General features: G+C 35.6%; 12 protein-coding genes and 1 riboswitch. Of the genes, 9 read left to right on the forward strand and 3 right to left on the reverse strand.

The window, feature by feature from the left end:
* Positions 1-89: 89 nt before the first annotated feature.
* The gene (locus I580_RS02795; RefSeq protein WP_010772828.1) at positions 90-1,676 is read left to right on the forward strand and encodes a phosphatase PAP2/LCP family protein; all 1,587 of its coding nucleotides are present in this window, start codon (positions 90-92) and stop codon (positions 1,674-1,676) included.
* An 88-nt stretch (positions 1,677-1,764) separates the two neighbouring features.
* Positions 1,765-2,736, forward strand: a complete 972-nt coding sequence (locus I580_RS02800; RefSeq protein ID WP_010772827.1) for a diaminopimelate dehydrogenase — start codon at positions 1,765-1,767, stop codon at positions 2,734-2,736.
* A 138-nt stretch (positions 2,737-2,874) separates the two neighbouring features.
* Here I580_RS02800 and nrdI read toward each other — a convergent pair whose 3' ends face one another.
* A complete protein-coding gene (gene nrdI, locus I580_RS02805; RefSeq protein WP_010772826.1) occupies positions 2,875-3,318 on the reverse strand; it encodes a class Ib ribonucleoside-diphosphate reductase assembly flavoprotein NrdI in 444 nt (147 codons plus the stop codon).
* Between the two features lie 225 nt (positions 3,319-3,543).
* Between nrdI and I580_RS02810 the strand changes: the two genes are divergently transcribed.
* On the forward strand, positions 3,544-4,005 hold the full coding sequence (locus I580_RS02810) for a hypothetical protein (RefSeq protein WP_010772825.1): 462 nt from the start codon (positions 3,544-3,546) through the stop codon (positions 4,003-4,005).
* Positions 4,006-4,355: 350 nt separating this feature from the next.
* On the opposite strand, the gene I580_RS02815 is transcribed toward I580_RS02810, so the two are convergent.
* Entirely contained in the window at positions 4,356-5,456 is a 1,101-nt protein-coding gene (locus I580_RS02815) for a hypothetical protein (RefSeq protein WP_010772824.1), read from the reverse strand.
* 289 nt (positions 5,457-5,745) lie between these two features.
* Positions 5,746-5,844: riboswitch (TPP riboswitch) on the forward strand.
* Positions 5,845-5,897: 53 nt separating this feature from the next.
* On the opposite strand from I580_RS02815, the gene thiT reads away from it, so the two are divergent.
* The 5 genes from thiT (at position 5,898) to I580_RS02840 (ending at position 10,157) form a co-directional block, all read left to right on the forward strand.
* On the forward strand, positions 5,898-6,500 hold the full coding sequence (gene thiT / locus I580_RS02820) for an energy-coupled thiamine transporter ThiT (protein WP_010772823.1): 603 nt from the start codon (positions 5,898-5,900) through the stop codon (positions 6,498-6,500).
* A gap of 134 nt (positions 6,501-6,634) precedes the next feature.
* A complete protein-coding gene (locus I580_RS02825) occupies positions 6,635-7,177 on the forward strand; it encodes a sigma-70 family RNA polymerase sigma factor (RefSeq protein WP_010772822.1) in 543 nt (180 codons plus the stop codon).
* On the forward strand, positions 7,167-8,090 hold the full coding sequence (locus I580_RS02830; protein WP_010772821.1) for a hypothetical protein: 924 nt from the start codon (positions 7,167-7,169) through the stop codon (positions 8,088-8,090). The genes I580_RS02825 and I580_RS02830 overlap by 11 nt, the downstream gene beginning before the upstream one ends.
* A 52-nt stretch (positions 8,091-8,142) precedes the next feature.
* The gene (locus I580_RS02835) at positions 8,143-8,406 is read left to right on the forward strand and encodes a hypothetical protein (RefSeq protein ID WP_034860371.1); all 264 of its coding nucleotides are present in this window, start codon (positions 8,143-8,145) and stop codon (positions 8,404-8,406) included.
* Positions 8,407-8,777: 371 nt separating this feature from the next.
* Complete coding sequence (locus I580_RS02840; protein ID WP_071865833.1) at positions 8,778-10,157, forward strand: MFS transporter; 1,380 nt, start codon at positions 8,778-8,780, stop codon at positions 10,155-10,157.
* Between the two features lie 774 nt (positions 10,158-10,931).
* Here the strand turns inward: I580_RS02840 and I580_RS02845 are convergent.
* Positions 10,932-11,330, reverse strand: coding sequence for a VOC family protein (locus I580_RS02845; protein WP_010772819.1), 399 nt, complete (start codon positions 11,328-11,330; stop codon positions 10,932-10,934).
* Positions 11,331-11,535: 205 nt separating this feature from the next.
* On the opposite strand from I580_RS02845, the gene I580_RS02850 reads away from it, so the two are divergent.
* A complete protein-coding gene (locus tag I580_RS02850) occupies positions 11,536-12,714 on the forward strand; it encodes a glycoside hydrolase family 3 protein (protein ID WP_010772818.1) in 1,179 nt (392 codons plus the stop codon).
* Positions 12,715-12,766: the final 52 nt, after the last annotated feature.

Below are 12,766 nucleotides of genomic sequence, written 5' to 3' on the forward strand. Positions count from 1 at the left end.
TTAGTTGTATGATATTCCTGTGAAAAGTACTTGGAAATAATCTTTAACTTGGTTGTTTTACTGAATATATGAATGAAGGGATTTATCACATGTATACGTTGAAAGAAAAGAAATTTACCCCAGCAGTTTTAAGTGTCGTATTTTTTTCATTGCTAACCTTTTTAGTTGTAAAACAAGAATCATGGTTTGTTCAGTTAGATTCAGCGATTTATCACTTTAATTGGAAACCGAGTCAATTACTGACCAGTATTGTGGATTTAGTTGCCAAAAGTGCTACGATCGTGCCGATTTTTGTTGTTAGCCTGATAGTCTCATTTATACTTTGGCGAAATAAACATAAGTTATTAGCCGTTTGGTTGAGCAGCAATGTCTTAATAGTCAGTGCTTTGGGATTTATTCTCAAGCAACTTGTTGCCCGTCAGAGACCGAATGTGGAACAGCTAGCTGAACGAACTTCCTATAGTTTTCCAAGCGGGCATTCGCTCTTAGCCATGTGCTTAGCTTGTTCAATGATATTGATTTTACAAACCGTTTATTCAAAGGAAACGAAGCAGTACAGGTTTTTAAAAAATGCTTTGATTGTTTATGTTCTTTTGATTGGATTGAGCCGAATTTATTTACGAGTTCATTATCCGAGTGATGTGCTTGCAGGTTTTCTTTTAAGCTATACTTGGGTCAATTTCTCTTTTGTTTTCTTGCAAAGAGTGTATCTTAATAGGGAATTTTCTACCCCAATTGCTAAAAAAAAGTTCATTCAAAGAACTATTTTAGGTACGTTAACATTCCTTTTACTATTCGTTTCTGGAGCTTCATTTTATGGTGTTACGGTGTTTCAAAAAGTCCAAAAAACGGCTGACAAAATGTATCAGCCACTAAATCGAAAAAATAAGGCCGCAGAGTTAGGAAATAGTGAACCCGCAAGTTTCTTACTTTTAGGTATCGCTAATGATTCTAAACGCAAAACAGATTTTCGAGCCAATACGATTATGGTGGTCACCGTTAATAACCAATTAAAGAAAACCACGATCACAAGTATTCCCAGAGATGCTTATGTCGAAATCATTGGAAAAGATGGCGTCTATGACAAAATCAATCATGCACATTCCTTTGGGGGAGATGAGATGATGATCAATACGGTTGAACATTATTTAGATATCCCGATCAATCATTATTTTGTGATCAATATGGATGGTTTAGCAGCTTTAAGTGACGCAGTTGGCGGTGTCACCGTCAATAATGATTTTGAGTTTGATGCAGAAGGAATTCATTATCCAAAAGGGGAACAGCATTTAGGCGGCTGGGAAACATTACAGTATGCGAGAATGCGCTATGAAGATCCTTTAGGCGATTACGGCAGACAAAAGAGACAGAGAGAGGTAACGATTCAGCTTACCAAAGAATTAACTTCGATAAAAAGTGTTTTTCGTTATCAAGAATTACTCAATGTAATAGGAGAAAATGGTCAAACGGATATGACCCTAGATCAAATGACTCTTCTAATGAAAAATTACCAAAAAGCCTTAGAAAACATTGAAAGTTATCAAATGCAAGGGGAAGGATTTACAGGGGATGGCTATACTGGAGAAGAAGGAATTTCTTATCAGAGTATTTCAGATGAGGAAAAGCAAAAAATCACTACAGAATTAAAGAAACAATTGAATATAAAGGATCAGTAAAGCAAAGGGCTTGTTTTTTCAACTTCCAATTGTCAGATGTCTTTTTCTTTTGGTATAATCTGAGTTATAGAAGTGGAGGAATGTGAGTATGATAAAAGTAGCAATCATTGGATATGGAAACCTTGGACGCGGGGTTGAACGTTCGATCAAACAAAACAACGATATGGAATTAGTGGGTGTCTTTACAAGAAGAGATCCTGAAACGGTGCAAACAGAAGGGGCTAAAGCATTTACGATGGAGCATTTGAAACAAAAAAAAGGCGAAATCGATGTCTGTATTTTGTGCGGTGGCTCAGCAACAGATTTACCTTCGCAAACACCAGAGTGGACACATTTGTTTAATACGATTGATAGTTTTGACACGCATGCTAAAATTCCTGAACATTTCGCCAAAGTGGATCAAGTAGCAAAAGAAAACCAAACAACCTCTATCATTTCAACAGGATGGGATCCAGGTTTATTTAGTTTAAATCGTTTATATGCACAAAGCATTTTACCAGTTGGACAGACGAATACATTTTGGGGTAAAGGTGTTAGCCAAGGACATTCAGATGCATTACGACGAATCAATGGTGTATTAGATGCAGTTCAATATACGATTCCAAACAGTGAAGTGATTGAAAAACTTAAAGCAGGCGAACAGTTGGAGTTGACAACTCGTGATAAACATTTTAGAGAATGTTTTGTTGTGTTGGCTGATGGAGTGGATGCAGAAGAAATTCGTAAGGAAATTGTTTCGATGCCCAATTACTTTGCTGATTATGATACGGAGGTTCATTTTATTACTCAGGCAGAGTTAGATCAAAATCATAAAGAGATGCCGCATGGTGGTACTGTTCTACACACTGGTATAACTCATGAAAATACAAAACAGGTTATTGAATACAATTTACAATTGGAAAGTAATCCAGAATTTACTGCAAGCGTTTTGGTAGCTTACGCTAGAGCTTGTGTTCGTTTAGCAAAAGAAAAGCAATTTGGGGCATATACTGTTTTAGATATTCCCCCTAAATATTTGTCTGATCGGTCAGATGAAGTATTAAGAAAAGAATTATTGTGATTTAAATAGCCAAGTTGGAGCGAATGTGGATATACACATTTTCTCTAACTTGGCTATTTAAATCTGAAGGTAGTTTTAAACGTACCAGTATGGTTTTTTAGTTGGATTCATAAATAAGAACCCTTTAAATCTATTAAATTAAAGTTGTGCTTTTTCTATTGTTTCTGCGATTATCGTATAAACATGTTCTAAATCTTCTTGCGTTCCACGAAGTTCATAATCTGCCAAAAATGGAAAACCAAATGTTTGTGCATATTGTTTTGCTGTCAAACAATATTGGTGATTAAAATTTTTATTGCCACTACCGACGACACCTAGACAATAACGATAATTGCCATGGTAGTCTAAATATTCGCGCATCGTTTCAGTTAATATTTCTGTATCACCGTTGTCAACACCATTTCCGCCATCTAAGTATGTTGGAACAAAGGTGAAAAATGGTGCATGTTCCTCTTCTAGAACAGAATTTTCATGAATTTCCTTAACATTGATTTTTGTATCATACATATCAGCAGCATAGGTCGCTAAACGATTGACAAATGAACGTGTGTTACCAGATATCGAAATATAAAGAATGTTCAATTTAAAACCTCCTAATTAAAGGTAGAGGGAAGGCGTTCAAAATAGACTCAGTTAAACCATACCTCTACAGAATGTTTTCTCTTATGTAATATAGTACACCTCAATCATAGCTGTTGAAAAGAAAATTCCTGTTTTTTGTGAAGAATATCATTTAGTCTCTATTAGTTGTCACTAATATTCTCTTGTCTTATAATAGGCCTATAAAAATAGAAAAGAGGAGCAAAAATGACTTATAAAGTAGAGTTTAAAGAAGTGTCAACAGTAGGTCTTGAAACGTCTCCAGTAGCAGATGCATTAGCAGGTTTACGGGCAAATGAAGCGCGTTATTATTGGAATAAGTATAAACATGAATTTGTGACTGTGCCAGCAAGTGATGATCCTGAAACTTTAGCTTGGATCGAAAAAATCTTAGCTGAACGTGATATGAAATTTCCCTATAAACCATTGGAACTTTCTAGCTTCGAAGTAGATGGCATTAAGATGGCCTACGTTTTTTATGAAAATGGGTTAGCAGTAAATGTTATGTATACTCTTGAAGAAAATGGTAAACGTGCGGTCGGGTTTAAACTATCTGATGGTATGGAGATCCCTCCTGAATTCGAAGGGAAATTCAAATTTGCTCGTCAAAAATCAAAATTAGCGGGAACGATTCGTGGATCTTTCTTTGTGATTAAAGGAAAATATTAAAACAGTCTATTTTCCTTAGAATGTAAGTTTAGAGGGAAACTTTGCTATAAGCTAAAAAGGAGAGGGTGTGGGACAAAAGTAAAAATCACGTTTGTATCACACCCTAAATGCGAATACACGGTGGAAGCAGAAGCAATCTCTTCGGAAATAAGCTGATGTTGCACAGTACCTACTTGGTCACAAAAATTTGAAGAACACCGATTAGGAATCATTCAACATCTGAATTAAAAATTTCGTGTTTCTTGTCATTTTCGTGAATGCCTTCTTAGTTCTCGGGATTAAACGCTTCTGTCTCATCCGCATCTCTCAATTTCTCGGAGTTAGTGTTTTTGTCGTATCCTCTTTTTAGCTTAAGATGAAGGATCACTTCTCCTTATTAAAATTTGATTCTGTAGCCACTCATTTAGTTTTAGCTCTACTTTAGCATCACCAGGATTCGGTGCTTTGTTTACTAAAGATTTTCCAGCTTTTAAACAATCTAAAGCAGTTGTATCATCATTTTGAACAAAATAATAATAAGCAGCTTCTATTCGTTTATTCCCCATCAAAGGTTGTTTCAAGCTCATCTTCACTTTCTTTTCTGACCATAGTTGGGCAAGACGTTGATCTTCTGGTTTTGTAATGGATAAAGAAAAAATCATTTCTTTTTTTACTTCAATTTGATAGAGAGAAATCAGCTCATCTAGACGTGACCACAACAATTCTAGTTGCTCGTTTAAATGGGGCCAATCTTGCTCTTCAAGAAATCGAGCCGCTCTTAAAAATTGTTGTGAATCATTGAAATATGTCTGTGTTGGTATTGACGGAACCAACTCAAAAAATGATTTTGGTAATTCTTGATAGCTAATTCCTTGGTTTAATAGATAGTTTACTTCAAATTGCATGTAGAGTAGGTACTGCTGTTCTTCACTAGAAGTAGCTACTTTTATACTCATTCCATCGTTAAAACCTATTGGAACAGCATTTGTGAGAGCAGTAAACAGCCCTACAATGATAAAAGCTATAGCTATTGGCGAATGAAATGAACATAAAATGCCAATGAGTGCAGATGTAATTAAGTTTGCTAAAATGCCTCCTAATAAATAAAGACGAAAGGGAAATTTTCCTTTGACATAAGTAGGAGGTGCCATCAGGCATTGCCCAAGGGTACCAGGAACTTTGAAACGTCTAAACTCAATCTTGCTATCCTTTTGCCAAATCCACATAAAGGAGAAAATTCGGTAGCTCACCATTTTATATCCTGATACTTTTCCAAAAATCCCATGACCTGCTTCGTGAATAATAATGTGAAGGATATAAGAAAGGATCAACGCCAAAATAAACAGTATGATATCTAATACTGATAAATGGGGAACCTGTCTTGCAATTAGACCACCACCAACATAACCTCCTATAGCTCCTAAAACCATTGAAATCAAAATGGAACCAACTTTTTTTAGCTTTTTCTTCATTTTACACCTCTTATCTTGTTTCTTTTATCTTATCTTATAAAAGTGGAAGAGACCAGATAATTTTCAGAAGGATGATCTATCTGAGAATAATATAGTTGATTCTCTCAACATTGTAGATTTTCTACTCTAGAAGTGGAGAAATCAAATTATGCAAATTTTCATAATGACATCGTTTTGTCCACCAACATTAGGCATAATGATTCTTTACGTGTACCTTTACTTTTAGAGGGTGTCGTGTTACTCTTTAAGTGTTATCTTGAAAATAGATAACCACCAAAATTAAATAGAACCCATCACAAAGGGGAGCCATGGCTGAGAATGAGTAACAACTCTAAACCCTTCGAACCTGTTCGTTAGTACGAGCGTAGGAATTGTGATGGAGTAAATAGAAACTTTTACTCCTCCTTTGTGAATCGGTCGTTCTAGAGGGAGGATTTTTTTATGCAAAGAAAAGTAGAGTTACAAATCTGGATCGAAGGAACTATTGTGGCAGCAATTGCGATGGTGCTGTCCTTTATTCCAACAAACATTGGCAGTAGTTTTTCAATTTCATTGGGAATGATCCCAGTTACTCTGTATGCATTACGAAGAGGGACTAAAGCCGGATTTTTTTCAGCGTTTATTTGGGGGTTATTACATTTTCCATTGGCGCAAGTCTATTATCTGATGCCTGCGCAAGTAATCATTGAATATATTTTAGCATTTGGATTTGCAGGGTTTGCAGGAGTATATAGTAATAAATTGCAACAAACAATTATGGATAAGGAGTATCGGAAAAGTGGTCGAATCATTCTTTATGCCTCATTTTTAGGGACACTTATGCGGTATTTTTGGCATTTCATTGCGGGGGTTATGTTTTGGGGAAGTTTTGCTTTGTGGGGCATGAATCCGTGGTTATTTTCGTTTGTAATGAATGGGGCAAGTGGGCTAGCTACGGCAATGGCAACCGCTATTGTATTAGTGTTGCTTCTTAAAATCAACCCTAAATTATTTATCCCGACGCACATATCAAAAGTTAGTCGACAAAATCAAAAAGTTGACTAAAACCCGACTATCATAGAAATGGGTAGAGAATCTGAGCTAAAACGTACGACGTTTTAGCTCTTTTTTATGCATAAATAATTTTATTGAAACCTAAATGCAATTTTTTTACACTATTAGGGTGAAGAGGTGAGAAAATGGGGAAACTTAGTTATTCAGAACGCTTATTGGTTAAAAAAGCGATCAAAGGTGATACCAATGCATTGGAGAAAATTTTACAAAAAAATCATGAATATATATATAAAATGGCCTATATATATATTGGCAATAAGGAGGATGCTTTAGATATTATGCAAGAAGCAACGTTCCAATCACTAAAATCGATCCATACATTGAAAGAGCCTAGTTATTTTCTAACTTGGTTTTGTACGATCATGGCAAGACAAGCAAGCAAAATGATCAATCAAAAAGTTAAAATAAGAGAATTACAAAACATTCCAGAGTTTGAGGAACTCAAAGATCCATCACTTGATAAGAATCAAGTCATTGATGTGTTGCAAGCAGTAACAAGTCTGGAAGACAAATACCGTTTGGTGTTACAGCTGTTTTACTATCAAGAGTTGTCAGTTAAGGAAATCAGTGACCTCTTAGTCATGCCAATAGGTTCAGTCAAAACAAATTTGAAACGAGGACGTGAAGCTTTAAGGAAAGCTTTAGGGGAGGATTATTATGTCAGATAAGGAGAAAAAAATTTTACAAAACGCTATGAAACAAATTGAAGTGCCGCAAGATGAGTCGCGTGCTGCATTACAGATAGATTCTGAGCAAAGAAAAAATAAATTTAGTAAAATACACTATAAATGGGGAGAATTGATTTTATCAAGTGTAATAATCGGATGTTTCGTTTTTGTTGGTACACTAATGTGGCCAAAAAATAAAGAGACGAATAAACCAAGCACTGTAGCTTCAACTTTTTCTTCAACTGAGAAGAACCAAGAGATACCAGCGAGTATTTTTCAATCAGTAAAATATTGGAAGATTAAGAACGAAGAGACGTATTACCAGTTTAGTGAAAATAAAGTACGGATGATTAGCAAGTATTTCACTCAAATGGAGCCGGAATACACATTTAAAGAAAACCAGTTAGTAATTTTGACTGAAGTCATCAGTGATCAAGGTGAGGTTATATCTGATACGTATTCCTATCAAGTAAAAAAAGAAGGGACAACATTACTATTAGAACCAAACTCAGCTGAAGTAGAGCGTATTGTTTTAGAACCCCATAACGAAGAAATTTTTCCATATACAGAAGAAAGCATCAAAAAGCTTGAGCCAGCTGTTGACCCTGATTTTACTAAATATGCGACATGGACTGCAATTATAAAAGGAAACGATGGACAAAATAGTATTGTTGATTTTGATGAGTTTCTTAGGAAGGAAAAAGTTGAGGGTGAGGATCGATGGATGACAACAACATACGAAGTAAAGAACAATCATCTACTTGTAAATTATGGTAGTTATACTATGGGAAGTGATATGTATAGGGATGGAGAAAATATTATCCTGTGGCCTACTTCAAGTACCCTTCCTAGTGCTGAGGATAGAAAAGAATATAAGGAAGAAAAGGTTACGATTCTTAAACCGAATAAATAAACTACGCTATCTAAAAAAAGGAATCTCAACAAACGACTTCAAAGAAAATAACTTGATTGGGCCAAGCAAAGTAGAACATGGTGAAGAAGAAACAAAAAAAGAGTTAATGAAGGACAGTTGGATTCTTTTGGAAACTGAAGAGGGCGGAAAGGTTGATCAAAAAACTGAATATGGATTCGTGCATATGTGTACGGAACAAAATAGAAAAATCATCACCTCTAATAAACGGACAGATAAAGTTTTAAAAGAGTTTAAAAGGGAGACTGGGAAGAACTGTCATCAAGTGAAGACACAAGTCTTATCGGATATACAATGAACGGCAATGTATGTAGGCATGAAATAAAAATGCACAACCAAGTGCTAAGTTCAACATTTAAAGTCTATTGGATAGAGGATACGATCGTTTTACCCTCCTTGGACGGATATGATCATAAAGTAGAAAGACAAACTATACTTCAACGAGTAAAGTTTCATTAGGAAAAACAGTTTGTAAAAAATAAGTAGAATACAGAAGAATCACTGTTAGCTGAGAGGACGTTCCTGTTTTTTCCGTTTACTGAGATTTCTTGAGGCTGAGATGCGACTCGTGGAGTTATTTCTCAGCCTCAACTTTTTGTAGAGTTATAGAACTGAATCAATTATTTGTTTGAAAAGACTACGTCAAGTAAAATTAACGTATAAAATAGTATGAAGAAGCGAAGGAACGGATTGCAGCTATCTAAAAGAAGACAATTGAAAAGAAATCAACATTCGAGGAGTGATCGTATGTTCAAACGTTCCAGTACAGTTAAGCCTACTCATTGGAAAAAAAACTTTTATTTATTTCTAACGGGGCAATTCTTATCAGGAATCACAAGCATGGTCGTTCAATATTCGATTATTTGGTATCTGACAAAAACAACTGGGTCAGCTACGGTATTAAGTTTTGCCATGTTACTAGGTATGTTGCCAATGGTTTTGTTAAGTCCATTTGCGGGGCCTCTGATCGATCGGTGGAATAAGAAAGTGTTGTTGATTGTGACAGATATCATCGTCGCATTCTTTGCGCTAGTGTTATCTATTGTTGGAACGATTTCAGCAGACTTTCCGTTGTGGTTAGTGTTCGTCTCACTATTGGTTCGTTCAGTTGCTCAAACGTTTCAAATACCAACGATTCAATCAATAGTACCAACAATGGTACCTGAAGAAGAACTAACAAAAATCAACGGACAATTTAGTATGGTTCAATCAGCAAATTTCATTATTGCTCCAGCATTAGGTGCGGTACTATATTCTGTTGTACCAATGAATTTTTTGATTTTGTTAGATATTCTTGGTGCTGTGTTTGGTGTAGGGTTACTCCTTTTGGTTGTCATTCCAAAAATTACTTCAGAAGGAGAGCCGATCCATCTTTTAGCAGATACTAAATTTGGTTTTAAGACATTGTTTGAAAACAAGGGATTATGGTATATTACGATTGTCGTATCCGTTTTCTTGTTACTATTTATGCCTGCAGCAAGTTTATATCCTTTGATGACCATGAATTATTTTAACGGTTCAGTTGTTCAAGCGGGTCTGGTAGAAGTAGTCTATTCAATCGGTATGCTGATTGGTGGTGCGGTGATCAGTATTTTTGGAAACTGGAAAAATCGTATGAATCTGATCTTTTTTGCCTATGCAGTGATCGGTGTGACAATTGGTTTGAGTGGATTATTACCAGCTACAAATAAAGGCTTTATCTATTTTGTCTTATTAAATTCAATTGCAGGCTTTGCGACACCGTATTTTAATACTTTGTTGATGGCGATGATCCAACAAAGTTATGAGCCAAATGTGTTAGGACGAGTGTTGGGAGTGCTAAATTCTTTGATGAGTATTACAGGACCAATAGGATTGCTTTTTGCAGGACCGCTAGCCGATAAAATTGGTGTGGAAAAGATGTTTGTGATAGCGGGTGTTGGTGCGATTGTCTGTGGTGCTATCAACTTTATGATTCCGATTGCAAGAAATTATGATAAAGAATTGCAGAAACAATTAGCGAAAGAAAAAGAACGTGAACTAGAACAATCAAAAAATGAAACATTTTAGGAAAATTATCATAAAATCGGTTCCTAAACAAAGCTTTTGCTGAAGGTCAGTTTGTTATGCTTTTGGTTAGAGTAAATAAAAGTTAAAAAAATGTGGCCATGCTAGGAGAAGGATTCTGGATATAGAGGAACATGGAGACAAGCCAAAAGTGAGTGAGCATAACGCTTTGAGTTATAGCCTATGCATGTGTAATCTAGATAAACGGTGGGAGTAAAAGCAATCTCTTCGGAATCAAGCTGAAATTGTTTTGACACACAACGAGGCACGAGTTAATGTTGCCATGGCACCTACGATCCAAAAATGTGCGGTAGAAGGAAATAAAATGAATATTGAAGAACCTGTAAATAATAGTCAGTTGTAGAATAGGATTGTTTTCTTTGTTATATCAAACGGAATTTAAGAAGCATGAATTAATTCAGTATATAAAAGTATAAACGATGATAAAAATGTCAATGAATCTTTATATGGTATACCAAGAAATATAAGTGACAGCGCTAAAATAATAACTGATTTATTAGTAATAGGAAATTACAACTTTAAAGGGTCTGAAATAGTAAAAACAAGTCTGATTTTGACACTATACATCAAAATCAGACTTGTTTTCATTTTGAGAAGTAAGTGGGCATAACTATTCGAGTCATATCCCACTCATATGGAATGTGGATAAACGGAGGAAGCAATCCCCTCGAAAACAAGCTGATGTTGCACAGTACCTACTTGGTTCTCGAGATTAAACGCTTCTGTTCCATCCTGCTTCTTTAAACAATTTTTAATTTACATCTTCATCCAAGTTGGTTCCAAGGAATTTCCGTCTGGATCTTGCACTTCAAGTCCAAACATCATATCTTCAGGAATCCCCATATCAACTTTATAAAAATCGCCGCCGTTTGCTTTAGCAGTCTCAGCGAAGTTCTTTACCGCATCAGCACTTTCCATACTAAATGCAACTAAAACACCGCTAGTAGATTTCGCATCTGCAATTTTTTTATCTTTGATAAATTTGCTGTAAAAAGAATGATCTAATAACATGATCCAAAAGTTATCATCCCAAACCATTGAGCTTGATTGTTCATTTGAAAATTCTTCATTCTTTTTAAACCCCAATTTTTCGTAAAATTCGGTAGAACGTTTTACATCAGTGACTGGAAAATTTACAAACACCATTGTTGCCATAAAAATCCAACCTTCTCTCTTTTTTGTTATTTAGTACAATCAGAGCATCTCATGACGTTCTAAATTTGTCAAAAATCTAAACCGCAATCAAGGGAAAAATATTGACGGTTTTAAGTGAACCTAATTATAATAGAATTGCACTGGTAAAATTAGCGAGTGGCAAGGAGGAAGAACCATCAATAATAAAATGATGATAACGACCGCAATGACAATATTACTGTTGATTTTTGGCATTAGTTTTGGTGTTATGTGGTTGGTGAATAAAAGTAACGAATCTGTACAAACAAAGATAACGCAAGAGACGAAAAATACTAGCACGAGTGCGGTAGAAGAAAATAAAAGCAAGGAAAGGAATGAGGAAACTACATTAAAGAATCAAGATCAGTCGATCAAGGATTTAATGGCTACAATGACGATCGAAGAAAAGGTTGGACAGTTATTTTTAGCACGAATTCCTATCGATGGACAAATAGAGAGCATTCAAGACAATCATTTGGGAGGCTATCTTTTATTTGGGCGTGATGTTGAATCTGAAACACCAGATTCATTAAAGGCTAAAATTGCTTCTTATCAAGCGGCAAGCAAGCTGCCGCTTTTTATTGCGTCCGATGAAGAAGGGGGAGGCGTCACCCGACTGAGTGGGGGAAATAATTTAGTCTCGGAAGCCTTTAAATCACCAATGGACGTTTATCAAGAATCAGGTCTTAGTGGAATTCGGACAGATATTCAAAAAAAAGCTGAGATTTTGCGCTCTTATGGTATTCAAGGGGGACTATTTCCTGATGCCGATGTTGCGACGGATCCAGAAGCATTTATTTATGACCGAACATTGGGACTAGATGCTGAAAAAACGAGTGAATACGTTGAAACAAGTGTGAAAGAATTAAAAAAACAAAAAGTTGTGTCAACTTTAAAACATTTTCCAGGTTATGGTGATAATCGAGATTCCCATATAGAAATCGTGTACGATAATAGAGGGTTAGATACTCTGAGACAAATCGATTTTTTACCGTTTAAATCAGGGATTTTAGCTGGTGCGGACAGTATCATGGTTTCTCATAATATTGTGACAAGTATTGATGATACGGTGCCAGCATCGATTTCTAAACCTATTCATGAGGTATTACGAAATGAGTTAGGGTTTCAGGGAGTCATTATGACGGACGATATGGATATGGCTGGATTAGCAGATTTTATTTCTCAAGAAGAGGCAGGTTTGGCTGCGTTAATAGCTGGGAATGATTTGATTTTATCTTCCTCGTTTCAAAGTCAAATTCCATATGTAATACAAGGAATTGAGCAAGGCTCCTATACAGAAGAAGCTCTAAATCAATCCGTATATAGAGTCTTGAAAATGAAAAGTGATGTAGGCTTATTAAAATAAAAATTGGCTAAGATAAAAGTGCTTATTTCCATAGTGGATTGCTTTTATCTTA

The sequence above is a fragment of the Enterococcus caccae ATCC BAA-1240 genome, assembly GCF_000407145.1.
In the GTDB taxonomy this organism is placed as follows: Bacteria; Bacillota; Bacilli; order Lactobacillales; family Enterococcaceae; genus Enterococcus_L; species Enterococcus_L caccae.

Bases quoted from the DNA above. Each gene is read 5' to 3' on its own strand.
- I580_RS02795 (WP_010772828.1), top strand. From the start codon at position 90: ATGTATACGTTGAAAGAAAAGAAATTTACCCCAGCAGTTTTAAGTGTC.
- I580_RS02800 (WP_010772827.1), top strand. From the start codon at position 1,765: ATGATAAAAGTAGCAATCATTGGATATGGAAACCTTGGACGCGGGGTT.
- I580_RS02810 (WP_010772825.1), top strand. From the start codon at position 3,544: ATGACTTATAAAGTAGAGTTTAAAGAAGTGTCAACAGTAGGTCTTGAA.
- I580_RS02815 (WP_010772824.1), bottom strand. From the start codon at position 5,456: ATGAAGAAAAAGCTAAAAAAAGTTGGTTCCATTTTGATTTCAATGGTT.
- thiT (WP_010772823.1), top strand. From the start codon at position 5,898: ATGCAAAGAAAAGTAGAGTTACAAATCTGGATCGAAGGAACTATTGTG.
- I580_RS02825 (WP_010772822.1), top strand. From the start codon at position 6,635: ATGGGGAAACTTAGTTATTCAGAACGCTTATTGGTTAAAAAAGCGATC.
- I580_RS02830 (WP_010772821.1), top strand. From the start codon at position 7,167: ATGTCAGATAAGGAGAAAAAAATTTTACAAAACGCTATGAAACAAATT.
- I580_RS02840 (WP_071865833.1), top strand. From the start codon at position 8,778: ATGAAGAAGCGAAGGAACGGATTGCAGCTATCTAAAAGAAGACAATTG.
- I580_RS02845 (WP_010772819.1), bottom strand. From the start codon at position 11,330: ATGGCAACAATGGTGTTTGTAAATTTTCCAGTCACTGATGTAAAACGT.
- I580_RS02850 (WP_010772818.1), top strand. From the start codon at position 11,536: ATGACAATATTACTGTTGATTTTTGGCATTAGTTTTGGTGTTATGTGG.